This is a genomic window from Pseudomonas sp. 313 (genome assembly GCF_000316965.1).
GTDB classification, from domain to species: Bacteria; Pseudomonadota; Gammaproteobacteria; order Pseudomonadales; family Pseudomonadaceae; genus Chryseomonas; species Chryseomonas benzopyrenica.
On sequence record NZ_ANBZ01000045.1, the window covers coordinates 1 to 24458 of the forward strand.

Consider the following 24458-nt stretch of genomic DNA (forward strand, 5'->3'; position numbering starts at 1 on the left):
GATTCGTTGGAGTGGGCCAGGATGATGCCGCTGTAGGGCAGGGCGCCGAGGCCTTCGGTGCTGTTGTAGTTGCCTTCCTGGGTCGCGGTCAGCAAGGGGTGCAGGACCTTGATCGGGGCCTTGAACATCTCCACGAATTCCATCAGGCCCTGGTTGGCGCGGCACAGGGCGCCGGAATAGCTGTAGGCGTCCGCATCGTTCTGCGGGTATTCCTCCAGCTTGCGGATGTCCACCTTGCCCACCAGGGCGGAGATGTCCTGGTTGTTCTCGTCGCCCGGTTCGGTCTTGGCGATGGCGATCTGGTTGAGGATGGACGGGTAGAGCTTGACCACCTTGAACTTGCTGATGTCGCCACCGAATTCCTGCAGGCGCTTGGCCGCCCAGGGCGACATGATGCTGCGTAGGTAATGGCGAGGGATGCCGTAGTCCTCTTCGAGAATCTGACCATCTTCGTCGGGATTGAACAGCCCCAGCGGCGATTCGAACACCGGCGAGCCCTTGATGGCGTAGAAAGGGACCTTCTCGATCAGGTGCTTGAGTTTCTCCGCGAGGGAGGATTTGCCGCCACCTACCGGGCCGAGCAGATAGAGGATCTGCTTCTTCTCTTCCAGGCCCTGCGCCGCATGGCGGAAGTAGGACACGATCTGCTCGATGCAGTCTTCCATGCCGTGGAAGTCGGCAAAGGCCGGATAGCGGCGGATGACCTTGTTGGAAAAGATGCGGGACAGGCGTGAGTCGCTGGTGGTGTCCACCAGTTCGGGTTCGCCGATGGCCATGAGCATGCGCTCGGCGGCACTGGCAAAGGCGGTACGATCCTTCTTGCAGATCTCAAGGTATTCCTGAAGGGAATACTCTTCCTGGCGAGTCGCTTCAAAACGCCCCTGGAAGTGACTGAAAATGCTCATGACGTCTCCTCGCTGGATACCCTGGACCAGCTTGGAATCGATGCCTGGAGCCTTGCCTTGCTGCCGATGGGGAGCGGTCATGCCGGGCGACGAAAGATAACGTCTCTAATACCTTCGCGGTCGTCTTGCCTAATCGATCCTTACACGCTTGCAGAGAAGGGTTGGGTTTCGAGAGACGCACGAAGGAGACCGATGGAAACGGTCCCCCTGGAATTCCCCCGAATCTCCAGTGGTTACACCGATGGTCCAAAGCCGGTTATCGAGCCCGCCGTTTCCGGAGGGCCTGATTCCAGAATAGTCCTATCTGCGAGATGTGGAAGAGCCAATTCGGTTTATTCTTGTAACCACAGCGTCAAGCCGCTGTGTTAAACGCCCGCGCCGCTTTCGGTCTGCTCGGGATAGAGGGTGCGCCAGTTTTCGAAGCCGCCGTCGACGCTGTAGACCTGGCTGAAGCCCTGGCCGGCCAGGAAGGCCGCCGCGCTTTGGCTGGAATGGCCGTGGTAGCAGAACACCAGCAGCGGCGCGTCGAGATCGGCGGCGGCGATGAAGTCATGGATGTTCTGGTTGTCGATCCGCTGGGCGCCGGCGACGTGCAGGGTGGCGTAGCTGTGCGGATCGCGGATGTCGACGATCCGGGCGCCCTCACTGCGCAGTTCCAGGGCCCGTTCGGGGGAGATACAGGTGAATTCGCTCATTTCTTCTCCTTGCAACTGCAGAGATGACGGCGGTTGCCGTCGACGTCGAGCAGGGTCATGTCGCCGCCCCAGACGCAGCCGCTGTCGAGGGCCTCGACATTGGGCGCTGCGCAGCGACCCTTGAGCGCGGCCCAGTGGCCGAACAGGATGCGCACGTCGCGGGTCAGCCGATGCTCGTGGCTGAACCAGGGGGCGAAGCCGGCCGGCGCACTGTCCAGGCCTTCCTTGCTCTTGAATTCCAGCCGACCTTCCGGACTGCAGAATCTCATGCGCGTCAGGTAGTTGGTGATCAGGCGCAGGCGCTCCTGGCCCTGGAGATCATCTTGCCAGAGCGCCGGCTCATTGCCATACATCTGCTCGAGAAAGGGCACATGGGCCTCATCATCGCGCAGCACGGCCTCCACTTCGCCGGCCAGGCTCTTGGCCTGGGTCAGCGTCCATTGCGGTGGCAGGCCGGCGTGGACCAGCACGCAGTTGCGTTCGGCATCGTGCTGGATCAGCGGCAGGTGGCGCAGCCAGCTCAGCAGTTCGTCGCGATCGGGAGCGGCGAGGATGTCGCTCAGGGTGTCCTGCTTTTTCAGCCTGGCGCCGCCAAGGGCCACCGCCAGCAGGTGCAGGTCGTGGTTGCCCAAGACGCTGACCACCGAATCGCGTATCGCGTACAGGTATCTCAGGGTTTCCAACGACTGAGGTCCGCGGTTGACCAGATCACCTACCAGCCAGAGGCGGTCCTGCGCGGGATCGAAGCGGACCTCGTCGAGGAGGCATTTGAGCGGGTCGAGGCAACCTTGCAGGTCACCAACGGCGTACAGCGTCATCGGCAGTCCTAGTGTAGCGAGCCCGGTACGGCCAGGCGGAAGGTAGGGATGGCAGCGTCGAAGAGGTGGCCATCGCTGGCGACCATCTGGTAACTGCCCCTCATGCTGCCCACCTGGGTGGGCATCAGGGTGCCGCTGGAGTAGCTGTGGGTCTCACCCGGCGCGATCAGCGGCTGCTCACCCACCACGCCCGGTCCGCGCACTTCCTGCACCTCGCCGTTGCCGTCGGTGATGATCCAGTGCCGGCTGAGCAGTTGCGCCGGCAGGCTGCCATCGTTGCGGATACGTACGTCGTAGGCGAAGGCGTAGCGCTCCTGGCTGGCGCTGGATTGTTCGGGCAGGTAGCGGGTGGTGACCTGCACGGTGATGAGGTAGCGCGGATCGGGCTCGGTCACGAAAGGATTCTCTGCGGATACGGGTGGAAAGGCTTCAGCTGGACGCCAACTGGTTGGCCAGGCGCACATAGGCGGCCAGGTCCAGCTGCTCGGGACGTAGCCCGGGATCGACGTCGGCGGCTTCGATGGCGGCGCTGTCCAGGGTGCCCTTGAGGGTGTTCCTGAGGGTCTTGCGGCGCTGGCCGAAGGCCTCGCGGACGACGCGTTCGAGCAGGACCGGGTCACGGGCCACGTGGGGGCGCTCGGTATGGGGCACCAGGCGGACGATGGCCGAATCCACCTTGGGTGGCGGATTGAAGGCGCCCGGACCGACGTTGAACAGGTGCTCCACGCGGCAGTGATACTGCACCATGATCGACAGCCGGCCCCAGTCGCCATTGCCGGGCACCGCGGCCAGACGTTCCACCACTTCCTTCTGCAGCATGAAGTGCATGTCGGCGATGATGTCGGCGAAGCTGAGCAGGTGGAAGATCAGCGGCGTGGAGATGTTGTAGGGCAGATTGCCCACCACCCGCAGACGATCACCCGCGGCGATGCTGGAGAGGTCGTACTTCATGGCGTCACCCTGGTGCAGGGTGAACAGCGGATTGAGGCCGAACTTGAGTCTGAGCAGGGGAATCAGGTCCTGGTCCAGCTCGATGACATCGAGCCGGGCGCCGCTGCCGAGCAGCCCTTCGGTGAGGGCACCCTGGCCCGGGCCGATCTCCAGCAGTCGCTCGCCGGGTCGCCCGTGGATGGCGCGAAGGATGCGATGGATCACCCCGGCGTCGTGCAGGAAGTTCTGGCCGAACCTCTTGCGGGCGCGGTGTTGGTAGAGCTCGGTCATCAGGTGCTCCGGCGCAGGCAGCGGGCCTGCGATTTCAAGACGGCAAAGACCCGCCAGTTTAGCAGACCCTTGACCGTCACCGGAGCGCTCAGAGGCTGTTCATAACCTGCTACGCGTCGGCCAAACTGCGTTGAAAAGACCCTGGAAGGCCAGCGCCACCTAGGCGGCCCCGTCGGAAATGCTCATTTACCATTCGTAAACTCGCCCGCGAGCCCGATCCGCTTCCTCAGGGCTTTTTGCGGGGCCGCCCAGGCCTTGTATGTCTCTAGCTCGCGAGGTTATGAATAGCCTCTTAAGTCACCGAGCGGCGATGGGCCGCCATGCTGTAGGCGGTGTCGAGAGCCACCTTCAGACTGCCGGTGTCGATGTGACCGCTGCCGGCCAGGTCGAGGGCGGTGCCGTGGTCGACCGAGGTACGGATGATCGGCAGACCCAGAGTCACGTTGACCGCGGCGCCGAAGCCCTTGTGCTTGAGCACCGGCAGGCCCTGGTCGTGGTACATGGCCAGGACCGCGTCGCAGTGCTGGAGGTGCTTGGGGGTGAAGAGGGTGTCGGCGGGCAGCGGCCCGACCAGGTCGAGGCCTTCGGCGCGCAGGCTGTCTAGCGCCGGCTCGATGATCTCGAGCTCTTCGCGGCCCAGATGACCGCCCTCGCCGGCATGGGGATTGAGGCCACAGACCAGGATCCGTGGCCGGGCGACGCCGAAATAGCGCTGCAGATCGCCATGCAGGATGCGGGTCACGTCCAGCAGCGTCTGGCGATCGATGGCATCTGCCACCTCGCGCAGCGGCAGGTGGGTGGTGACCAGGGCCACCCTCAGGCCGGCGGTCGCCAGCAGCATCACCACCTGGGGGGTGTCGGTCAGCTCGGCGAGGAATTCGGTGTGGCCGGAAAAGGCCACGCCGCCGTCATTGATCACGCCCTTGTGCACCGGCGCGGTGATCATCCCGGCGAAGATGCCGTCGAGACAGCCCTGGCCGGCGCGGGTCAGGGTCTCCAGGACGTAGGCGGCATTGGCGGTATCCAGCTGCCCGGTCACCACCGGCGCGCCCAGCGGAGTGTCCCAGACATAGAGGGCACCAGCCGGCGCCGGGCGGTCGGGCCAGGCCGTGGGGTCTACCGCGATGAGGTCGATGGCGAGCCCCAGTTCCACCGCGCGGGCGGCCAGCAGGTCGCGGCTGGCGATGGCGATCAGGGCGTGGGGCTGGGCGGCGCGCGCCAGCAGCAGGCAGAGGTCGGGACCGATGCCGGCGGGTTCACCGGGGGTGAGGGCGAAGCGCAGGGCCATGGCGGGCTCCGGAAACAAGAAGGCCGCAGGGGATGCCTGCGGCCTTGGGGTTACTGCTTGATCTCGACGTAGGCTTCGTCGCGGATCTGGCGCAACCAGGTCTGCAGCTCCTGGTCGTACTTGCGATTGCGCAGGAGATTCAAGGCCTGCTGCTCGCGCGCCTGCTGGGTGTTGTCGGTGGCCCGACGCCCCAGGACTTCCAGGATGTGCCAGCCGAACGGCGTATGGAACGGCTGCGACAGCTGGTTGACCGGCGAGCTGTTCATCACTTCGCGGAATTCCGGCACCAGGGATTCCGGATTGATCCAGCCCAGGTCGCCGCCATTGAGCGCTGAGCCCGGATCTTCCGAGAAGCTCTTGGCCAGGGTGGCGAAGCTCTCGCCATTCTGGATGCGCTCGCGCAGGCGCGCGGCCAGCCGCTGGGTCTCGGCGTCGCTGCGTACGGCATTGGGCTTGAGCAGGATGTGCCGGACATGCACCTCGTCGACGATGCTGGCCTCGCCACCACGCTTCTCTTCCACCTTGAGGATCACGAAGCCGCCGGGCACGCGCACGGGCTGGGTGATGCCGCCGACGCCGACGCTGCCGATCAGGCGGTCGAAGGGCGGGGGCAGCTGGGCGGCCTTGCGCCAGCCGATCTCGCCACCGTCGAGGGCGTTGTCGCCGGCCGAGCGGGCGATGGCCAACTGGTTGAAGTCGGCGCCCTGACGCAGCTGGTTGTAGGTGTCCTGGGCCTGGCGTGCGGCGGCGTCGAGACCGGCGGTGCCGGCATTGTCCGCCACCGGGATCAGGATGTTGGCCAGCCGATACTCTTCGGACAGCTGCAGCTTGCCCAGGTCCGAGGCGAGGAAATTCTGCACCTCCTGCTGGGTGACCTGCACGCGTTGGCCGACCTGACGCTGGCGCACCCGGCTGATCATCATCTCGCGCCGGACCTGCTCCCGAGCGGCATCGTAGGAGAGGCCGTCGCGGGCCAGGGCCTGGCGGAATTCGGCCACGCTCAGGCCATTGCGCTGGGCGATGGTGGCGACGGCCTGGTTGAGCTCCTCGTCGGAGATCTTCACGCCCATGCGGCCAGCCAGCTGCATCTGGATGTCTTCCAGGATCAGCCGTTCGAGCACCTGCTGACGCAGTTCGCTTTCCGGCGGCGCCGAGGCGCCCCGGCGGGTGATGTTCTGCTTGACCTCATTGAGACGTTGATCGAGCTGGCTCTGCATGACCACGTCGTTGTCGACGATGGCCACGACCTTGTCCAGCGGAACCACGGCAGCCTGAGCCAGAGGGGAGAGAGCGAGCGCCGCGCCCAGGGCGAGCGGGCGCAGGGCGTTACATAGCTTGGTCTTCACGTTCACGATAGCCTTGAATGCCTCTGTCCAGGAAGCCTTCGGTCTTGCCGCCGAAGACGTTGCCGAGTCCCTTGAGCACGATCTGCAGGAAGATCCCGCGATCGGCTTCGGAGCTCTGGGCGGTGTAGAAGACGTCGTCTTCGCTCTTGAGCCAGTAGCGGCTGATCAGGCGCAGCTTCCAGCAGCAGTTGTCGTACTCGAAGCCACCGAAGGCTTCCAGGGTACGGCTCTTGTTGTAGTCGAACTGCCAGCGGGCGATGGCGGACCACTGGGGCACGATCGGCCAGATGAAGGAGATGTCGTGCTGGTCGACCTTGTAGTCGTCGCTGTTGTAGGTGAAGCGGCCGAAGTTTGGATCGAACACCCGGACGTTGTCACGATAGCGGTAGCCGACGTTGAGGATCTTGCCCGGCTCGGCTTCCGGCTGATAGTGGAACATGACGCTGCCGGAGTCGGTCTGGTGCAGGGTCGGATCCCAGTTGAATTCGCCGTTCACGCGCCAGTCGCGGTTGAAGCGATACATGCCGGCCAGGGCATAGGGCGAGCGCGAGGTGGTGGCCTGGGGATTGTCGATGTTCTGCCCCAGGCTGCGGGCGTAGGCCAGGTCGTCCTTGGTCAGGCCGGGCAGCTGCACTTCACGATCACGGAAGTAGAACAGCTGACCGAAGCTCACGTTGGCGCGCTCGAAGCCATTGGGCTCGATGAAGCGGCTGGTGGCACCCAGGGCCAGCTGGTTGGCATCGCCGATGCGGTCGCGACCGGTGAAGCGGTTGTCGCGCCACAGCGAGCTGTAGCTGAAGGTGTATTCGCCGGTATCGAACACCGGCAGATCGTCCTGGTCGCGATTGGGTACGTAGAGGTACTTGGCGCGGGGTTCGAAGGTCTGCTTGCCACCTTCGCCGAACAGATTCGAGGTGCGGTCAAAATAGAGGCCGCTGTCGAGGCTGAAGATCGGCACCGAGCGGGTCGGGCTGTCGTTGAAGCTGGTCACGCTGGAACCCGCCGAGGCGCGACGACTACCGCCGACCAGCGGCGAGTTCAGGTCGTTCTGGCCGGTGCTGTCCAGGTCCAGGTCGTAGCGGGTATAGGCATAGCGCAGTGACGGCGTCAGGAAGCCCCAGGACGCGGTCATCGGGCGGGCGATGCCCGGCTCGACGTGGTAGCGATTGCCTTCGGCGCGGGTCAGGCCGAAGAGGTTGACGTCGGGACGGTTGCGCACGTTGGTGCGATTGCCGTTGTCGTCCAGGTCGAAGTAGGTGTTGTCGTCGAAGCTGCGGGTGAAGCGCACCGCCTCGGTGTCGTAGGTGAAGTCCAGACCGCCCGGGTTGTAGGGCAGGGCACCGCTCAGGGTCAGCTGCGGCAGGCGGTTGTAGGGCGTCACGTCGGAGACGGTAGCCAGCTGGTAGGCCTGGGCGTTGAGGCCGGCGACGAAGGTGTCGCCACGGTAGGTCAGGCGACCCTGCTGGTTGACGTAGGTCGGCTTGTTGATGCCGAGGTCGGTGTCCAGGTCCTGGAAGTAATAGGGATCGCTGATGCGGGTGTAGTCCACCTCGGCCATCAGGCGCGAATCCAGGCCGCTGCGGTTCTTCCAGCCGTACAGCCAGCGGCTGTCGGTGGCTTCCGGTTCGCCTTCGTGCTCCGGATCGGTGTCCTTGAGGTAGGAGCCGTAGACCTCGCCTTCGCTGCTGCGGGTCAGGTAGCGGAAGTCGCCCTCGGTCTGCAGGCCGTGCTTGGCCATGTAGCGCGGATAGAGGGTGGCGTCGTAGTTGGGCGCCAAGTTGAAGTAGTAGGGCGTGGTGATCGCGAAGCCGGTGTCGCTGGAGGTGCTGATCGAAGGCGCCAGGAAACCGGACTGGCGACGGTCGTCGATCGGGAAGTAGATGAAGGGCGTATAGAGGACCGGAATGTCCTTGACCCGCAGCGTGGCGTTGGTCGCGTAACCCAGGCCGGTGGCTGGGTTCAGGGTGACGGTGTTGCCCTTGACCTGCCAGGCGTTGCTGCCCGGTTCGCAGGTGGTGTAGGTGCCATCCTTGAGGCGGATGATGGCGTCGTCGCCGCGTTTGGCATAGAGCGCGCTGCCGCGGGCACGGCTCTGGTGCATAACGAATTCGGCGTTGTCGACCTGGACCTGGCCGTTGTCCAGCTGCAGATCGGCCTTGTCGCCGACCATCAACAGGCCGTTGTCGCGGAATTTGACGTTGCCCTTGAGCTCGCCGCGATTTTCCAGCTGGTGCAGGTTGGCTTCCTGGGATTCCACCTGCATGCCGCCCTGGCGCAGCACCACGTCACCGGCCAGGGTGGCGACCTGCTGCTCCTGCTCGTAGCGCGAGGCCTTGGCGGAAACGTAGGTCGGGGCCTTGGCGGTCGGGGTGTCGTCGTACATGCCCGGGCGCTGCGGCTCGACATAGGCGCCGCTGCAGTAGGGACCGGTCTCGGCCAACTGGGCCGGGGTCAGTTGCTCGCGCGGGACCCAGTCCAGGTGGCTGTAGTCGGCGCTGCGGGACTTGAGGGCACGACCCTTGCTCTCGGTGACCAGCACGGCGGCGTCGCCCTGGCGCGCGGCCGGCTCGGCGGCGATGCCCTGGGTTTCGCCCTTGCTGGGCCGGGGCGGGATGGCGGCGGCGGGTGCCTGGGTGTTGCACGACCAGCCACCGCCGGCTCCGGCGCTACAGCTGAACTGCTCGGCGGGGGCGGCGACAAGGGCGGTGACGGGCTGCATGGCGAGCAGGCTGCCGGTTACCAAGAGGGGAAATTTTCTGCGAAACGCGGGGGTTTTCACGGCCATCCTTAAAGTCGTCCTGCACGCCGGCCATTAAGGGGCCGCGGCCTCTCGATGGGCTCAAAAAGATAGCGGATAATAAAACATGACCTGCGCATCGGCTAGGGCCGAGGGATCCGCTGCAAATGACTGAAGATGTTCGCTTAAACCAGATAGAAGACTGGCTGACCACCGTTCTACCGGAAATTTTCCGGGAGCAGGCCTGGGGCGAGGTGCCCACGGGCAGCCTGACCGCGGCCAGCAGCGATGCCAGCTTTCGCCGTTATTTCCGCTGGGCGGGCGAGGGCCGCAGCCTGATCGTGATGGATGCGCCGCCGCCGCAGGAGGACTGCCGTCCGTTCGTCCGGGTGGCCGGGCTGCTGGCGGAAGCCGGGGTCCATGTGCCACGCATCCTGGCCCAGGATCTGGAGCGGGGATTCCTGTTGCTGAGCGACCTCGGCACCCTGACCTACCTGGAGGTGATCAACGCGGCCAATGCCGACGATTATTTCCAGGCGGCCATCGATGCCCTGCTGGCTTTCCAGGGCAAGCAGCCGACGAACGGCAGCCTACCGCTCTACGATGAGGCTCTGCTCGCCCGCGAACTGGGGCTGTTTCCGGAGTGGTATGTCGGGCGTGAACTGGACACGGCCTTCAGTGCCAGCCAGCTCGAACGCTGGCAGGCCGTCTGCCGGCTGCTGATCGACAGTGCCCTGGCGCAGCCCCAGGTGCTGGTCCACCGGGACTTCATGCCACGCAACCTGATGCTCAGCACGCCCAACCCTGGCGTGCTGGACTTCCAGGACGCGGTCATCGGGCCGGTCACCTATGACATCACCAGCCTGTTCAAGGATGCCTTCCTCAGCTGGCCGGAGCCGCTGGTACAGCGCTGGCTGCTGGGCTACTGGGAACAGGCGCGCGCCGCCGGCATACCGGTGCAGGCCGAGTTTGCCGACTTCCAGCGGGCCTCGGACCTGATGGGCGTGCAGCGTCATCTCAAGGTGCTGGGCATCTTCGCCCGCATCTGGCATCGCGATGGCAAGCCGCGCTACGTCGCCGATAGCCCGCGCTTTCTCGCCTACATCCGGACCGTGGTCGCACGGCGACCCGAGTTGGCGGACCTGGGCGCCTTGCTGGACGAGTTGCACGCCGAGCGAGCCCATCCGTGAAGGCCATGATCCTGGCGGCGGGCAAGGGCGAGCGGATGCGACCGTTGACACTGACGCGCCCCAAGCCGCTGATCGAAGTGAACGGTCGCCCGCTCATCGAGCACCATATCCAGGCGCTGGCCGCCGCCGGTATCACCGACTTGGTGATCAACCACGCCTGGCTGGGCGACCAGTTGGAAGCCGTCCTGGGCGACGGCAGTCGCTTGGGTGTCTCCATTCGCTTTTCCGCCGAAGGTGAGCCGCTGGAGACCGGGGGCGGTATCTTTCGGGCGCTGCCACTGCTGGGTAGTGAACCCTTCATGCTGATCAATGGCGACATCCGCACCGATGTCGATTTCGCGGCCCTGGCACTGCCCGCCGGCTGCCTGGCGCACCTGGTGCTGGTCGACAATCCCGTTCATCACCCCAGCGGCGATTTCGGCCTGGTGGATGGGCAGATCACCCTGGAGGCCTCGGAAAAGCTCACCTACAGCGGCATCGCCGTGCTGCACCCGCAGCTCTTCTCCGAATGCACGGCAGGAGCCTTCAAGCTGGTCGATGTGCTGCGACCGGCCATTGTCGCCGGGCAGGTCTCGGGCCAGCGGTTGGCGGGACGCTGGGTGGACGTAGGCACCCTGGAACGCTTGGCCGAGGCGGAGCAACTGTTCGGGATGGATTCTTGAAGCTCTGGTTCTGGCCGCTGACGCTGCTGGGTTTCCTGGCCGGTTGGGCGGTGGCCAGTATTCCCGGCGCCCTGCTGGTGGCGTTGCTCGCCCATGCCGGCGAGCGCCAGCTGGGGCTGACCTCCCTGGCGGGCTGGAAGGCACGCTGGCAGGGACGCCCTGGCCGCTTCGAGCACCAGGCGCAATTCCAGATGCTCGGTCGGCTGGCCAAGCGTGGTGGCCGGGTACTCACCGCCCATATCCGCCAGGCCGAAGGCGAGATCGAACGGCTGGGGCTGGGGGCGGACGACCGCAAGAAAGCCATCGCCGCCTTCGAGCAGGGCAAGGGTGGCACCCTGCCGTCAGCGGCAGACCTGCAACGACTCAGCGAGCGCAGTGAGCTGATTCTGCGCGCCTGCTGGCGCATGGTCTGGATCAGCGGCAGCGTACGCCCCGGTGATCGCGATGAAATCCTGGGCTGGGGGCAGGCAATGGGGCTGGCCGAAGCCCAGGTGCTGGCCCTGCAGCCGCCCGTACAGGCGGCGCCGCGGCAGCCCAGCAACGAAGAGAAATACCGCAAGGCCCTGCAATTGCTCGGCGTCACCGACGATGCCGACGCGGCCACGGTCAAGCAGGCCTATCGCCGATTGCTCTCGCGTCACCATCCCGACAAGAAGGCCGGTGCCGGAGCGGGCCAGTCGGCGGTCTATGCCGCTGCCCAGCGTACCGCCGAGTTGCACGCTGCCTACCAGGTGATCAAGAAGCGGCGGGGCTTTCGCTAGCGGCTGGCGGTAGTCGATCCAGCCAGGCGCGCAGGCGGCGGACGGTCTGTTCCTGCTCCGCGGCCCGGTCGCCCGGGATGACCGGCAATTCGATCTGCCGATAGCCCTTGTTAGCCTTTTGCGCTGCGCGCGTCTTGCGCCGCTGGGCGGCCGGTCCGGGTGCGTGCACCAAATCGGCGATCTGCAGGTCGGTCTTGCCCATAGTGGCGTCCAGCCGCGGCGGCAGCCCCTCGGGCTCGCGACCATCGATGAGCACCAGTTGCTTGATCTCGGCTGGCTCCTTTTCGGCGAGATAGCGCGCCGCCCAGTAGGCGCCGGTGCCGTGGCCGACCAGCACGATGGGATTGGCGCCCTGTTGCAGCGCCAGGTCGATGCCAGCGGCGATGCGCGCCAGCACCCGGGTGGCCTGGGCATTGGCCGCGGCTTCGGGATCGACCGGCGCGACCGCCGCCTGGGCTGGTTCGCCGCTGCCGGCTTCGGCCTGGGTCGGGGCGGCGGGCGCCGTGCCGCTGCCGCCGGTGACCGGCGGTGCCGCCTGCTCGCTGTTGGCCTGGGCATCGGTATCCGCCGGTGCGGTATCCCGCTCGATCGCCACCACGGGGTCATAGGGATCGGGCAGGCTGAGGCTTATGGTCTGCCAGCCGTAGGTGGGTAGTTCCTGGCGCACGGGGGCTATCACGTTGGGCCAGTCGGCCGATTCGCCGTCGCCCGGCACCAGCACCACCGTGCCGGCGGCCTTGGCGCGGGTAGCGGGCAACAGCAGGGCGAGAAAGGACTCGTCGCCGGCCTGCAGGGTCTTCTGCTGCTCGGCGGGCAGCTGCCGCATGAGCGCCTGCTGCTGCTCCTGGCTGCGCGTCAGCGCTGGCGCCGGGGCTGTAGGAGCCGCAGGCGGTTCCGGCGCCGGGCTGGGAGCCTCTTCGGCAAGCACCGGGGCGGCAAGGCCGAGCAGGAGGAGGCAAAGTGGCAGCAGGGCAGGTGACGACATCGACGGGAATCCTCAACAAGGGGATGGTTGACCCTGGCGAGCCTACCGCCGTTCGCCCCGTCGGGGCAGCGGGAACGCCCGAGCCGCAGACGGATCTCCGTTACAATGCCGCCCCTCAACCTTCGCCGAGGCTATCCCATGCAACCCTTCGCCATCGCCCCCTCGATCCTGTCCGCCGATTTCGCCCGACTGGGCGAGGAAGTCGACAAGGTCCTCGCCGCCGGTGCCGACATGGTCCATTTCGACGTGATGGACAACCACTATGTGCCCAATCTCACTATCGGTCCCATGGTCTGCAAGGCGCTGCGCAACTACGGGGTGACCGCGCCCATCGACGTGCACCTGATGGTCAAACCGGTGGATCGCATCATCGGCGACTTCATCGAGGCCGGCGCCACCGACATCACCTTCCATCCCGAGGCCTCCGAGCACATCGATCGCTCGCTGCAGCTGATCAAGGATGGCGGTTGCCGCGCCGGCCTGGTGTTCAACCCGGCTACCTCGCTGGACGTGCTCAAGTACGTCATGGACAAGATCGACATGGTGCTGCTGATGAGCGTCAACCCCGGCTTCGGCGGCCAGAAATTCATTCCCGGCACCCTCGACAAGCTGCGCGAGGCCCGCGCCCTGATCGACGCCTCCGGCCGGCCGATCCGCCTGGAGATCGATGGTGGGGTCAACGTCAAGAACATCGGCGAGATCGCTCGCGCCGGGGCCGACACCTTTGTTGCCGGCTCGGCCATCTTCGGCCAGCCTGACTACGGTGCGGTGATCCAGGCGATGCGCGCCGAGCTGGCCAAGGCCCGTTCGGTATGAGCGCCCTGGTGCGGCTCGGTGGCGGGCATCCGCCCGCCCTGGTGATGTTCGACCTCGACGGCACCCTGCTGGACTCGGCGCCGGACCTGGCCGCCGCGGTGGACGCCATGCTCGAACGCCTGGGCCGCGCGCCGGCGGGGCTGGACAAGGTGCGGCTGTGGATCGGCAATGGCGCCCGGGTGCTGGTGCGTCGCGCCCTGGCCGATGACATGCAGCACGACGCCGTGGACGATGCCGCTGCCGATAGCGCGCTGGCCCTGTTCATGGCGCTCTATGGCGGCAGCCACGCCCTGACCCGCGTCTATCCCGGCGTGCTGGACAGCCTGGCGCTGCTGCGCACCCTGGGCGTGCGCCTGGCGGTGATCACCAACAAGCCGGAGCGATTCGTCGCGCCGCTGCTGGCCGACATGGGCCTGGGCGACTTCGACTGGATCGTCGGCGGCGATACCCTACCGCAGCAGAAGCCCGATCCGGCGGGCTTGCTGTGGGTCATGCGGCAGGCAGGCGTGGTGGCCGGTCAGGCCCTGTTCATCGGTGATTCGCGCAATGACATCCGTGCCGCCCGTGCCGCCGGGGTGCGTTGCGTGGCCCTGAGCTATGGCTACAACCATGGCGAGCCCATCGCCAGCGAGCAGCCGGATCTGGTGGTCGACGATCTGCGCGAGCTGTTCATCTAGCACGCCGAGGTGGCCGGCCGGTTGCCATGCCGCGCCGGCTAGGCTAACGTGGCCCTTCAACCCCCGCCTCAAGAGCAAGAGATCGCATCGTGGTGGTCACCCGCACAGGCTCCTCGCGAGCATGGATGAAAGTCATCAAGGCCCTGGCCCGTTGGCGCTGGCGCGCCTGATTTCGTCCTGGCCGGTATCTGACCGGCGCGCTGTGCACCCGACCTTTCGTTTTCCTCGCCACGAGGCTGATCATGACCCGCGACGACTTTCTGCGCCTGGCCGCTCAAGGCTATAACCGCATTCCCCTGGCCTTCGAAACCCTGGCCGACTTCGACACCCCCCTGTCCATCTACCTGAAGCTGGCCGACGGCCCCAATTCCTATCTGCTGGAATCGGTGCAGGGCGGCGAGAAATGGGGGCGTTACTCCATCATCGGCCTGCCGTGCAGCCGTGTACTGCGCGTTCATGGTCATCGCGTGGTGGTCAGCGATGCTGGTCGCCAGGTCGAGGTGATCGAGCACTGCGACGATCCCCTGGCCTTCGTCGAAGCCTTCAAGGCGCGCTATCGCGTGCCGACCCTGGATGGTCTGCCCCGCTTCAATGGTGGGCTGGTGGGCTACTTCGGCTACGACAGCGTGCGCTACGTAGAACGCCGCCTGGCGGCCTGCCCCAATCCCGATCCGCTGGGTACGCCCGACATCCTGCTGATGGTGTCCGATGCCGTGGTGGTGTTCGACAACCTGGCCGGCAAGATCCACGCTATCGTGCTGGCCGATCCAGACGAAGCCGAGGCCTTCGACGCCGCCCAGGCGCGCCTGGCCGACATCCTCGACCGCCTGCGCCAGCCCATCGTGCCGCGTCGTGGCCTGGATCTCGCCGCCCCGACCGGACCAGAGCCGAGCTTTCGTTCCAGCTTCAGTCGCGAGGATTTCGAAGGCGCGGTGCAGCGCATCAAGGACTACATCCTGGCCGGCGACTGCATGCAGGTGGTGCCTTCGCAGCGCATGTCCATCGCCTTCCAGGCGGCGCCCATCGATCTCTATCGAGCGCTGCGCTGCTTCAACCCCACGCCCTACATGTATTTCTTCAACTTCGGTGACTTCCACGTGGTGGGCAGTTCGCCCGAGGTACTGGTGCGGGTGGAGGACGGCGAGATCACCGTGAGGCCCATCGCCGGGACCCGTCCGCGCGGCGCCACTGAGGAAGCCGATCTGGCTTTGGAGCGTGATCTGCTGGCCGACGCCAAGGAGCTGGCCGAGCACCTGATGCTGATCGACCTGGGGCGCAACGACGTGGGCCGGGTCTCCACCACCGGCAGCGTGACCCTGACCGAAAAGATGGTCATCGAGCGCTATTCCAACGTGATGCACATCGTCAGCAACGTCACCGGCCGGCTCAAGCCCCAACTGAGCGCCATGGACGCCCTGCGCGCCATCCTGCCGGCCGGCACCCTGTCCGGTGCGCCGAAGATCCGCGCCATGGAGATCATCGACGAACTGGAGCCGGTCAAGCGCGGCATCTACGGCGGCGCCGTGGGCTACCTGGCCTGGAACGGCAACATGGACACCGCCATCGCCATCCGCACCGCGGTGATCAAGGACGGCGAGTTGCACGTGCAGGCCGGGGCGGGAATCGTCGCCGACTCGGTGCCGGCGCTGGAGTGGGAAGAGACCCTCAACAAGCGTCGCGCCATGTTCCGCGCCGTCACCCTTGCCGAACAGTCCGTCTGAGGAGCCTGCCATGTTGCTGATGCTGGATAACTACGATTCCTTCACCTACAACCTGGTGCAGTACCTGGGCGAGCTGGGCGCCGAGGTCAAGGTGGTGCGCAACGACGAGCTCCCGGTCGAGGCGCTCGAAGACCTGGCGCCGGAGCGCATCGTCGTCTCCCCCGGTCCCTGCACGCCCAACGAGGCGGGCATCTCCCTGGCCACCCTGGAGCGCTTCGCCGGCAAGCTGCCGGTGCTGGGCGTCTGCCTGGGTCACCAGAGCCTGGGCCAGGCCTTTGGCGGCGAGGTGGTGCGGGCGCGCGAGCCGATGCACGGCAAGACCAGCCCGGTCTACCACAACGGCGAAGGCGTCTTCGCCGGCCTGCCCAATCCCTTCACCGTGACCCGCTACCACTCGCTGGTGGTCAAGCGCGAGACCCTGCCCGACTGTCTGGAGATCACCGCCTGGACCCAGCATCCAGACGGCAGCCTGGACGAGATCATGGGGCTGCGGCACCGCGAATTCATGATCGAAGGGGTGCAATTCCATCCCGAGTCCATCCTCACCGAACATGGCCATGACCTCTTGGCCAACTTTCTCCAGCAGCAGGGAGGACGCCGCTAGATGGACATCAAGCAGGCCTTGAATCGCATCAGTGGCCAACTCGACCTCAATGTGGCCGAGATGCAGGCGGTGATGCGCCAGATCATGACCGGTGGCGCCGACGAGGCGCAGATCGGTGCCTTCCTCATGGGCATGCGCATCAAGAGCGAGACCATCGACGAGATCTGTGGCGCGGTCAGCGTGATGCGCGAACTGGCGACCCCGGTGGTGCTGCCGAGCCTCGACCACGTGGTCGACGTGGTGGGCACCGGCGGCGACGGCGCCAACATCTTCAATGTCTCCTCGGCCTCGGTGTTCGTGGTAGCGGCGGCGGGCGGCAAGGTCGCCAAGCACGGCAATCGCGCGGTGTCCGGCAAGAGCGGCAGCGCCGATCTGCTGGAGGCCGCCGGTATCTACCTGGAGCTGACTCCGGCGCAGATCGCCCGCTGCGTCGAACAGGTAGGCGTCGGCTTCATGTTCGCCCAGTCGCACCACAGCGCCATGCGCCATGCCGCCGGGCCGCGCCGTTCCCTGGGGCTGCGTACCCTGTTCAATATGCTCGGGCCGCTGACCAATCCGGCCGGTGTCCGTCACCAGGTGGTCGGGGTGTTCAGCGCCGCCCTCTGCCGACCCCTGGCCGAGGTGCTGCAGCGCCTGGGCAGTCACCATGTGCTGGTGGTGCATTCCCGCGACGGCCTGGACGAATTCAGCCTGGCCGCGGCGACCCAGGTGGCCGAACTCAAGGACGGCAGCATCAGCGAATACCAGGTGCTGCCGGAGGATCTGGGGATCAAGAGCCAGACCCTGGTCGGCCTGACCGTGGACGGTCCCGAGGCCTCCCTGGCGCTGATCCGCGACGCCCTCGGCCGGCGCAAGACCGAAGCCGGGCAAAAGGCCGCCGACATGATCGTGCTCAACGCCGGCGCGGCGCTCTACGCCGCGGATCTCGCCCACAGCCTGCACGAAGGGGTACTCTTGGCCCACGACGCGCTCTACAGCGGCCTGGCCCGGGAAAAGCTGGACGAGCTCGCCCATTTCACATCCGTCTATCGCGAGGAGGGTCGCCCGTGAGTGTGCCAACCGTGTTGCAGAAGATCCTGGCCCGCAAGGCCGAGGAGATCGCCGAGCTCAAGGCGCGTACCAGCCTGGCCGAACTCGAGGCCCAGACCCGTGCCGCCGACGCCCCGCGCGGCTTCGCCCGCGCCCTGCAGGCCCAGGTGGCGCGCAAGGAGGCGGCGATCATCGCCGAGGTGAAGAAGGCTTCGCCGAGCAAGGGGGTGATCCGCGAGCACTTCGTGCCGGCGGAGATCGCCCACAGCTACGCCCTGGGCGGAGCCACCTGCCTGAGCGTGCTCACCGACGTGGACTTCTTCCAGGGCGGCAACGCCTATCTGCAGCAAGCGCGCGCCGCCTGCCAGTTGCCGGTGATCCGCAAGGACTTCCTCATCGATCCCATCCAGGTGGTGGAAGCCCGGGCCATCGGCGCCGATTGCATCCTCTTGATCGTCGCCGCGCTGGACGACGGCCTGATGGGCGAACTGGCCGCCACGGCCAAGGATGTCGGCCTGGACGTGCTGGTCGAGGTCCATGACGGCGCCGAGCTTGAGCGCGCGCTCAAGGTGCTGGATACCCCGCTGGTAGGCGTCAACAATCGCAACCTGCATACCTTCGAGGTCAGCCTCGAGACGACCCTGGACCTATTGCCGCGCATCCCACAGGATCGCCTGGTGATCACCGAGAGCGGCATTCTCAATCGCGCCGACGTGGAGCTGATGGAGATTAACGAGGTGCGTGCCTTCCTGGTGGGCGAAGCCTTCATGCGTGCCGACGAGCCGGGCCAGGAGCTGCAGCGGCTGTTCTTTCCTGACCGGCGCTTCCCGCTCATGGATGCCTAACCGTTCAGGCGCCTGAACAAGGCCTCGGTGGCGACCACCGAGGCCTTTTTTTATCTGCAAGGTGACCCAGGTCGACTCACGCCCGCCCCAATCGGCGGGAACGACCTCCGTGTACCCGCTGCCGACGCGGGGCTTTGTTTCCTGACCCCTAAACCCGGTTAATGACCTCCGACCCGCTGAACCGTGGTGGGTCGAGGAGTCGATCGGCCATCGCAAGGTGCGCCGGGGCTCCGCCGCACCAGGCCATCCATAACCAGGGCAAGCAAGAACCATGGCAACGGAAGAAAAAAGCGAAACACTTGATATCAGCGTCACCGATCCCTCCCGGACCGAGGAGTCGCGGCGCGATCGCCGACTCGCCGGTACCACCGACTGGGTGGTCTTCGGCGTCACCAGCATCGCCGCCTTGGCTTTCGTGATCTGGGGCTTCGTCAACCAGGCCGGTCTGGCCAGCAGCGCCTCGACCGCCCAGGGTTGGGTGATCACCCATTTCGGTTGGTTGTTCGTACTCACCTCCACCGGCTTCGTGGTCTTCGTCATCTGGCTGGCGGCCAGTCGCTATGGGCGGATCCCCCTGGGGCGCGACGACGAACAACCGGAATTCCGCACCCTTTCCTGGGTGGCGATGATGTTCAGCGCCGGCATGGGCATCGGCCTGATGTTCTTTGGCGTCGCCGAACCGCTGTCGCACTATCTCAACCCGCCGCCCGGCGGCGCCGCGGGACAGAGCAGTGCCGCCCTGCAGGTGGCCATGGCTACCACGCTGTTCCACTGGACGCTGCATCCCTGGGCCATCTACGCCGTGGTCGGCTTGGCCATCGCCTATGGCACCTACCGTCGCGGGCGCTGCCAGCTCATCTCGGTGGCCTTTCGCCCGCTGATCGGCGAGCACGCCAACGGCCCCCTTGGCCGCGTCATCGACATGATGGCGATCTTCGCCACCCTGTTCGGCTCGGCCGCCTCCCTCGGCCTGGGCGCCCTGCAGATCGCTGGCGGACTCGAACACAACGGCTGGATCGAGCAACCCGGAAAAATGCTGTATATCGGCATCATCACCGTGCTGACGGTGGCCTTCGTCATCTCTGCCGTGTCCGGCGTGGAAAAGGGCATCCAGTGGCTGTCCAACACCAACATGGTGCTGGCGGTGGCCCTGGCCCTGTTCGTCTTCGTCGTCGGCCCGACCCTGCTGATGCTCAATCTGTTGCCCACCGCCATCGGTGACTACATCGACCTCCTGCCGGAGATGATGGCGCGCACCAGCGCCAGCGGCGGCGAGGCCATGGGCAACTGGCTGTCGAGCTGGACGGTGTTCTACTGGGCCTGGTGGATTTCCTGGACACCCTTCGTCGGCATGTTCATCGCCCGCATCAGTCGCGGCCGTACCATCCGCCAGTTCGTCACCGGGGTATTGCTGGTGCCGAGTCTGGTCAGCGTGGTCTGGTTCGTCATCTTCGGTGGCGCGGCGATCGACGCCATGCGCCTGGGCGCCTTCACCCTGGTCGATGGCGCGGTGAACAGCAACTTCGCCCTCTACGATCTGCTGGCCAGCTATCCCTGGGTCTCGGTGACCTCGGTACTGGTCATGGTGTTGGTGGCGATCTTCTTCGTGTCCGGCGCCGACGCCGCGTCCCTGGTGATGGGTACCCTGTCCGAGCGCGGTACCACCGAGCCCTCGCGACGCACGGTGATCTTCTGGGGCGCCCTCACCGGCGCGGTGGCGGCGATCATGCTGGCCATCGGCGACCCGGGCAATCCAGGCGCCGCCCTCAATGGTCTGCAGAATCTGACCATCGTGGTCTCGCTGCCTTTCGTGGTGGTCATGGCGCTGCTGTGCCTGGCGCTCTATCGTGATCTGCGCTGCGATCCGCTGATGCTGCGGCATCTGCGCGGCACCGAGTTGATCGAGAAGGCGGTGCTCTATGGCGCGGTCAAGCACGGCGAAGAATTCCACTTCGTCGTGGGTGAGCCCAAGGCCAAGGGGAACGGCGAGAAGACCGTCGAGGAGAAAGCCACGGTGCGGGTGGAGAAGGTACAGCGGAAGGTCGAGATCTGACGCGCTGGAAGGGCGGGGGCAGTGGCCCCCGCCTGCTGGCAGGAGCGCACCGGGCGGGGCTCAGCGGGTGCCGAACACCACCATGGTCTTGCCCTTGACGTGGACCAGTCCCTGTTCTTCCAGGGACTTGAGCACGCGGCCGACCATCTCGCGGGAGCAACCGACGATGCGGCCGATCTCCTGACGGGTGATCTTGATCTGCATGCCATCCGGGTGGGTCATGGCGTCCGGCTGCTTGCACAGGTCGAGCAGGGTGCGCGCCACGCGACCGGTGACGTCGAGGAAGGCCAGGTCGCCGACCTTGCGGGTGGTCTGGCGCAGGCGCTCGGCCATCTGGCGGCCGAGGGAGAACAGCATGTCCGGATCATGCTGGCTCAGTTCGCGGAACTGGCCGTAACTGATCTCGGCGACTTCGCACTCGGTACGGGCACGGACCCAGGCGCTGCGCTCGGGCTCGCTGCCTTCCTTGGAGAACAGACCCATCTCGCCGAAGAAGTCCCCGGCATTGAGATAGGCGATGATCATTTCGCGGCCCTCATCGTCTTCGATAAGGATGGTCACCGAACCCTTGAGGATGAAGAACAGGCTTTCGCTGTTGTCGCCAGCGTAGATGATGGTGGTTTTTGCCGTGTAGCGGCGACGCGAGCAGTGCGCTAGCAGCTTGTCGATGTGCTGTAACTTCGCGGGTGGGATGATAGCGGCCATGCTGATTCCTGAGGTTGAAAGCTAACCTGAGTCGGGGGCACCGATGTCCGAACCGGTGCATGCATAGGCTGCGCCGGTTCCAATTCAAAGACCGGATAAGAACATGCGCAGCTTAAATGCGAGCTGAATAGCCCTTCACTGGTCATCAGTTTACGCCATCCAGCATGTTAAGCTGATCACCATTTGCATATATAAGTAGGACGAAAGCGATGAAAGCGCGCATCCAGTGGGCAGGCGAGGCCATGTTCCTCGGTGAATCCGGCAGCGGTCACGTGGTGGTCATGGACGGCCCGCCGGAAAGCGGTGGTCGCAACCTCGGCGTACGGCCGATGGAAACCGTGCTGATCGGCCTGGGCGGCTGCGCCAGCTACGACGTGGTCAGCATCCTGCGCAAGGCGCGGCAGCCGGTGGAGAGCTGCGAGGCTTTCCTCGAAGCGGATCGTGCCGAGACCGAGCCCAAGGTGTTCACCCGCATTCACCTGAAGTTCGTGGTCAAGGGCCGCGGTCTCAAGGAAGCCCAGGTCAAGCGCGCCATCGAGCTGTCGGCGGAGAAGTACTGCTCGGCCTCCATCATGCTCGGTCGGGCCGGCGTCGAGATCACCCACAGCTACGAACTCGTCGAACTCGCCTGATGCTCTTGCAGGCGACGCCCGTGCAGGCGTCGCCCTCCGCGTCATCCCTTCCCGTCGACATCAATTCATCACCTGAGCCCGGCAGACTCTGGCCCCAGCCGCTGCCGATCTGCATAATGCGCCGCTCTTAAGGGGCAAGCCCCCGACAAGTACAGCCAATCGCCATCGCGAAGAGGTGTTCGCCGCCCTACGCAGCTTGCGCAATCCGCAACTGACGGGCACTCAGGACCGCGGTCAGAGACCGCACGACGGGAGCTTTACCACCGTGAAAAGCAAACTCAGGCTTCATGGTTTCAACAACCTGACCAAGACCTTGAGCTTCAACATCTACGACATCTGCTACGCCGAGACGTCGGAAGATCAACAGGCCTATGTCCAGTACATCGATGAAGAGTACGACGCCGAGCGTCTGACCCAGATTCTGACCGACGTGGTCGATATCATCGGGGCCAACATCCTCAACATCGCCCGCCAGGATTACGATCCCCAGGGTGCCAGCGTGACCATCCTGATCTCCGAGCAACCGGTCGAGCCGACCGAGAGCCAGATCGAGGAATCGCCCGGTCCGCTGCGCGAGACCATTCTCGGCCACCTGGACAAGAGCCACATCACGGTGCACACCTATCCGGAGATCCATCCGGACGACGGTATCGCCACCTTCCGCGTCGACATCGACGTCTCCACCTGTGGCGTGATCTCCCCGCTCAAGGCCCTGAACTACCTGATCCACCAGTTCGACTCGGATATCGTCACCGTGGACTACCGGGTGCGCGGCTTCACCCGCGACATCGAAGGGCGCAAGCACTTCATCGACCACGAGATCAACTCGATCCAGAACTACCTGTCCGAGGACACTCGCGCGGCCTACCAGATGACCGACGTGAACGTGTACCAGGACAACCTGTTCCACACCAAGATGCTGCTCAAGGAATTCGAACTGGACAACTACCTGTTCGGTGATGCTTCCCGCAGCCTCTCGACGGAACAGCGCCAGCAGATCACTCAGCGTCTCAAGCACGAGATGCGCGAGATCTTCTCCGGCCGCAACTTGCCGCGCTGATCGCTCGGCTGTTGCTCAAGGAACCCCGCCACGGCGGGGTTCTTCGTTTCCCGGTTCAGTGATGCTCGTCGCGCACGACCGGTGCGCCACCGGTGACGCTCTTGACCACCCGGCCGATGGTCAGGCCCTGGCCGAGGATGGAGACCAGCACCACGATGTAGGTCAGAGCCAGGATCAGATCCCGCTCCGGCCCGGCGGGCAAACTCAGCGCCAGGGCTACGGAGACGCCGCCACGCAGGGCGCCCCAGGTGAGGATGCGCGCCGTGCCACGGGTCATGTTGCGCCAGTGCGGGCTGAGCAGCACCACCGGTGCCACGCTGATCCAGCGGGCGAAGAGGATCGCCAGGGTCACCAGCAGTGCCGCGCCCAGGTGGGCCCAGCTGAAGGGCAGCACCAGCAGCTCCATGCCGATCAGGGCGAACAGCAGGGCGTTGAGGATCTCATCGATCAACTCCCAGAACCCGTCCAGGTAGCGCCGGGTGAAGTCGTTCATCGCCTTGGTACGGCCCAGGTTGCCGATGATCAGACCTGCGACCACCATGGCGATGGGGCCCGAGACGTGCAGGTGGCTGGCCAGCGTCGAGCCGCCGATCACCAGGGCCAGGGACAGCATCACCTCGATCTGATGCTGCTCGATGCTCAGCATCAGCCAGTAGCAGATGAAGCCGATCAACAGGCCGAAGAGGATGCCGCCGCCGGCCTCTTCGAGAAACAGCCAGAGCGCGGCGTTGACCGTGGGCGTCTCGCCCAGCTGGATCACCCCCAGCAGCACCGAATAGACCACCACGGCCACGCCATCGTTGAACAGCGCCTCGCCGACGATGGTGGTCTCCAGCGACTTGGGCGCGCCGGCCGAGCGCAGGATGCCAAGCACGGCGATGGGATCGGTCGGAGAGATCAGGGCACCGAAGATCAGGCAGTAGAGCAGGTCGACGTGCCAGCCCAGCCAGCCGAAGATCAGGTGGCTGAGATAGCCGATCAACACCGTGGAGATGATCACGCCGAGGGTGGCCAGGCCGCCGATGGCCCATTTGTAGTCGCGCAGGTCTTTGAGATTGACGTGCAGGGCGCCGGCGAACAGCAGGAAGCCGAGCATCCAGTTCATCAGCAGGTCGTTGAAGTCGATCTGCCCGAGCAGTTCGCCGATGCGGTGCTCGAGGCCGGGAAAGCCCAGCCAGGACAGGCTCTGCAGGCCGACCGAGAAGATCAGCGCGATGACCATGACGCCGATGGTGGGCGGCAGGCCGACGAAGCGGTAGTTGAGGTAGGTGAGCAGCGAGGTGAAGCAGATGAAGGCAGCAGCGAGTTCGAGCATGGGCGTTCCAGATCCATCAGACAGCGAGTCCCGGCGGAGGCAGGGGCTAGGGGTAGGATGGGGTGGAGGCCGCAAAAGTTACATTTTCGATAGCCAAGTGTCTGGCGCAACAAGATCAGCAGTCGCCCTGGCCCGCACCTCCAGTGCCGGTGCCAGGGCGACCTCTGAGACGAACGGTCAGGCGCGCTGACGGCTAGAGCGGCGCGGCCATTGCCGGGGTCGTTTCACGCAGCGGCAACGGATGGGGCGCAGCGATACGCGCCTCCAGCGTTGCCACGTAGCTGCGGGCGTCGGCTTCATTGAGAAAGGTGATGGCCTGTTTGTCGAGACAGACCTGCCAGGCACTGGTGGTGGACTTGCGCAGGGGGCGAACCACGATCTTCATACTGGTAC

Annotated in this window: 22 protein-coding genes and 2 pseudogenes; 12 read left to right on the top strand and 12 right to left on the bottom strand. The window is 65.5% G+C overall.

All coding sequences use genetic code 11. The annotated features are described in order from the left end of the window. The 8 genes and pseudogenes from C722_RS0109900 to C722_RS0109935 form a co-directional block, all read right to left on the bottom strand. Positions 1–905 (bottom strand): annotated as a pseudogene (locus C722_RS0109900) (PrkA family serine protein kinase); the annotation flags it as partial. A gap of 365 nt (positions 906–1270) precedes the next feature. Beyond that, positions 1271–1600 carry a thiosulfate sulfurtransferase GlpE gene (glpE, locus tag C722_RS0109905; RefSeq protein ID WP_017640351.1) on the bottom strand — a complete coding sequence of 110 codons (330 nt, stop codon included), beginning with the start codon at positions 1598–1600 and terminating at the stop codon, positions 1271–1273. Next, positions 1597–2418: a symmetrical bis(5'-nucleosyl)-tetraphosphatase gene (locus tag C722_RS0109910; protein WP_017640352.1), complete on the bottom strand. Its 822-nt coding sequence runs from the start codon at positions 2416–2418 to the stop codon at positions 1597–1599. Before C722_RS0109910 ends, glpE begins: the two co-directional genes overlap by 4 nt. An 8-nt stretch (positions 2419–2426) precedes the next feature. Then, a complete protein-coding gene (gene apaG, locus C722_RS0109915; RefSeq protein ID WP_017640353.1) occupies positions 2427–2813 on the bottom strand; it encodes a Co2+/Mg2+ efflux protein ApaG in 387 nt (128 codons plus the stop codon). A 34-nt stretch (positions 2814–2847) separates the two neighbouring features. Further along, positions 2848–3639: a 16S rRNA (adenine(1518)-N(6)/adenine(1519)-N(6))-dimethyltransferase RsmA gene (rsmA, locus tag C722_RS0109920; RefSeq protein WP_017640354.1), complete on the bottom strand. Its 792-nt coding sequence runs from the start codon at positions 3637–3639 to the stop codon at positions 2848–2850. A gap of 292 nt (positions 3640–3931) precedes the next feature. Continuing rightward, the gene (gene pdxA, locus C722_RS0109925) at positions 3932–4927 is read right to left on the bottom strand and encodes a 4-hydroxythreonine-4-phosphate dehydrogenase PdxA (protein WP_017640355.1); all 996 of its coding nucleotides are present in this window, start codon (positions 4925–4927) and stop codon (positions 3932–3934) included. Between the two features lie 50 nt (positions 4928–4977). Next, on the bottom strand, positions 4978–6273 hold the full coding sequence (locus tag C722_RS0109930; protein WP_017640356.1) for a peptidylprolyl isomerase: 1296 nt from the start codon (positions 6271–6273) through the stop codon (positions 4978–4980). Further along, positions 6254–9058: an LPS-assembly protein LptD gene (locus tag C722_RS0109935; protein ID WP_017640357.1), complete on the bottom strand. Its 2805-nt coding sequence runs from the start codon at positions 9056–9058 to the stop codon at positions 6254–6256. Before C722_RS0109935 ends, C722_RS0109930 begins: the two co-directional genes overlap by 20 nt. A gap of 119 nt (positions 9059–9177) precedes the next feature. Between C722_RS0109935 and C722_RS0109940 the strand changes: the two genes are divergently transcribed. From C722_RS0109940 to C722_RS0109950, 3 genes are read left to right on the top strand one after another with little or no spacing between them, the layout of a single operon-like run. After that, entirely contained in the window at positions 9178–10200 is a 1023-nt protein-coding gene (locus C722_RS0109940; protein WP_017640358.1) for an aminoglycoside phosphotransferase family protein, read from the top strand. Continuing rightward, positions 10197–10862, top strand: coding sequence for an N-acetylmuramate alpha-1-phosphate uridylyltransferase MurU (murU, locus tag C722_RS0109945; protein WP_017640359.1), 666 nt, complete (start codon positions 10197–10199; stop codon positions 10860–10862). Before C722_RS0109940 ends, murU begins: the two co-directional genes overlap by 4 nt. Continuing rightward, positions 10859–11623, top strand: coding sequence for a DnaJ domain-containing protein (locus C722_RS0109950; protein WP_017640360.1), 765 nt, complete (start codon positions 10859–10861; stop codon positions 11621–11623). Before murU ends, C722_RS0109950 begins: the two co-directional genes overlap by 4 nt. Here C722_RS0109950 and C722_RS0109955 read toward each other — a convergent pair. Then, positions 11598–12608, bottom strand: coding sequence for a DUF3530 family protein (locus tag C722_RS0109955; protein ID WP_026083762.1), 1011 nt, complete (start codon positions 12606–12608; stop codon positions 11598–11600). The genes C722_RS0109950 and C722_RS0109955 overlap by 26 nt on opposite strands. A gap of 138 nt (positions 12609–12746) precedes the next feature. Between C722_RS0109955 and rpe the strand changes: the two genes are divergently transcribed. From rpe to C722_RS24810, 7 genes and pseudogenes are all read left to right on the top strand, one after another. After that, a complete protein-coding gene (gene rpe / locus C722_RS0109960) occupies positions 12747–13424 on the top strand; it encodes a ribulose-phosphate 3-epimerase (RefSeq protein WP_026083763.1) in 678 nt (225 codons plus the stop codon). Continuing rightward, positions 13421–14271: pseudogene (locus tag C722_RS0109965) on the top strand (phosphoglycolate phosphatase). Before rpe ends, C722_RS0109965 begins: the two are co-directional and overlap by 4 nt. Positions 14272–14343: 72 nt before the next feature. Beyond that, a complete protein-coding gene (trpE, locus tag C722_RS0109970; RefSeq protein WP_017640364.1) occupies positions 14344–15822 on the top strand; it encodes an anthranilate synthase component I in 1479 nt (492 codons plus the stop codon). A gap of 10 nt (positions 15823–15832) precedes the next feature. After that, positions 15833–16426 (top strand): aminodeoxychorismate/anthranilate synthase component II, encoded by a 594-nt coding sequence (locus C722_RS0109975; RefSeq protein WP_017640365.1) that lies wholly within the window; start codon positions 15833–15835, stop codon positions 16424–16426. Beyond that, positions 16427–17476, top strand: coding sequence for an anthranilate phosphoribosyltransferase (trpD, locus tag C722_RS0109980; protein ID WP_017640366.1), 1050 nt, complete (start codon positions 16427–16429; stop codon positions 17474–17476). It begins immediately after the preceding gene. After that, the gene (gene trpC / locus C722_RS0109985; RefSeq protein WP_017640367.1) at positions 17473–18300 is read left to right on the top strand and encodes an indole-3-glycerol phosphate synthase TrpC; all 828 of its coding nucleotides are present in this window, start codon (positions 17473–17475) and stop codon (positions 18298–18300) included. The genes trpD and trpC overlap by 4 nt, the downstream gene beginning before the upstream one ends. Positions 18301–18571: 271 nt before the next feature. Beyond that, entirely contained in the window at positions 18572–20353 is a 1782-nt protein-coding gene (locus C722_RS24810) for a BCCT family transporter (protein ID WP_017640368.1), read from the top strand. Positions 20354–20413: 60 nt separating this feature from the next. Here the strand turns inward: C722_RS24810 and crp are convergent, their stop codons facing one another. Next, positions 20414–21058, bottom strand: a complete 645-nt coding sequence (crp, locus tag C722_RS0109995; protein WP_017640369.1) for a cAMP-activated global transcriptional regulator CRP — start codon at positions 21056–21058, stop codon at positions 20414–20416. Between the two features lie 209 nt (positions 21059–21267). Between crp and C722_RS0110000 the strand changes: the two genes are divergently transcribed. Further along, complete coding sequence (locus C722_RS0110000) at positions 21268–21690, top strand: OsmC family protein (RefSeq protein ID WP_017640370.1); 423 nt, start codon at positions 21268–21270, stop codon at positions 21688–21690. A gap of 265 nt (positions 21691–21955) precedes the next feature. After that, positions 21956–22750: an adenosylmethionine decarboxylase gene (gene speD / locus C722_RS0110005; RefSeq protein ID WP_026083764.1), complete on the top strand. Its 795-nt coding sequence runs from the start codon at positions 21956–21958 to the stop codon at positions 22748–22750. Between the two features lie 55 nt (positions 22751–22805). Here speD and C722_RS0110010 read toward each other — a convergent pair whose 3' ends face one another. Then, positions 22806–24065, bottom strand: coding sequence for a sodium:proton antiporter (locus C722_RS0110010; protein ID WP_017640372.1), 1260 nt, complete (start codon positions 24063–24065; stop codon positions 22806–22808). Between the two features lie 193 nt (positions 24066–24258). After that, positions 24259–24450, bottom strand: coding sequence for a hypothetical protein (locus tag C722_RS0110015; RefSeq protein ID WP_017640373.1), 192 nt, complete (start codon positions 24448–24450; stop codon positions 24259–24261). Positions 24451–24458: the final 8 nt, after the last annotated feature.

What these genes read in the sequence shown, in the direction of transcription:
- glpE (WP_017640351.1), bottom strand. Translation starts at nt 1,600, where the DNA reads ATGAGCGAATTCACCTGTATCTCCCCCGAACGGGCCCTGGAACTGCGC.
- C722_RS0109910 (WP_017640352.1), bottom strand. Translation starts at nt 2,418, where the DNA reads ATGACGCTGTACGCCGTTGGTGACCTGCAAGGTTGCCTCGACCCGCTC.
- rsmA (WP_017640354.1), bottom strand. Translation starts at nt 3,639, where the DNA reads ATGACCGAGCTCTACCAACACCGCGCCCGCAAGAGGTTCGGCCAGAAC.
- pdxA (WP_017640355.1), bottom strand. Translation starts at nt 4,927, where the DNA reads ATGGCCCTGCGCTTCGCCCTCACCCCCGGTGAACCCGCCGGCATCGGT.
- C722_RS0109935 (WP_017640357.1), bottom strand. Translation starts at nt 9,058, where the DNA reads ATGGCCGTGAAAACCCCCGCGTTTCGCAGAAAATTTCCCCTCTTGGTA.
- C722_RS0109940 (WP_017640358.1), top strand. Translation starts at nt 9,178, where the DNA reads ATGACTGAAGATGTTCGCTTAAACCAGATAGAAGACTGGCTGACCACC.
- C722_RS0109955 (WP_026083762.1), bottom strand. Translation starts at nt 12,608, where the DNA reads ATGTCGTCACCTGCCCTGCTGCCACTTTGCCTCCTCCTGCTCGGCCTT.
- rpe (WP_026083763.1), top strand. Translation starts at nt 12,747, where the DNA reads ATGCAACCCTTCGCCATCGCCCCCTCGATCCTGTCCGCCGATTTCGCC.
- trpE (WP_017640364.1), top strand. Translation starts at nt 14,344, where the DNA reads ATGACCCGCGACGACTTTCTGCGCCTGGCCGCTCAAGGCTATAACCGC.
- C722_RS0109975 (WP_017640365.1), top strand. Translation starts at nt 15,833, where the DNA reads ATGTTGCTGATGCTGGATAACTACGATTCCTTCACCTACAACCTGGTG.
- trpD (WP_017640366.1), top strand. Translation starts at nt 16,427, where the DNA reads ATGGACATCAAGCAGGCCTTGAATCGCATCAGTGGCCAACTCGACCTC.
- C722_RS24810 (WP_017640368.1), top strand. Translation starts at nt 18,572, where the DNA reads ATGGCAACGGAAGAAAAAAGCGAAACACTTGATATCAGCGTCACCGAT.
- crp (WP_017640369.1), bottom strand. Translation starts at nt 21,058, where the DNA reads ATGGCCGCTATCATCCCACCCGCGAAGTTACAGCACATCGACAAGCTG.
- C722_RS0110000 (WP_017640370.1), top strand. Translation starts at nt 21,268, where the DNA reads ATGAAAGCGCGCATCCAGTGGGCAGGCGAGGCCATGTTCCTCGGTGAA.
- C722_RS0110010 (WP_017640372.1), bottom strand. Translation starts at nt 24,065, where the DNA reads ATGCTCGAACTCGCTGCTGCCTTCATCTGCTTCACCTCGCTGCTCACC.
- C722_RS0110015 (WP_017640373.1), bottom strand. Translation starts at nt 24,450, where the DNA reads ATGAAGATCGTGGTTCGCCCCCTGCGCAAGTCCACCACCAGTGCCTGG.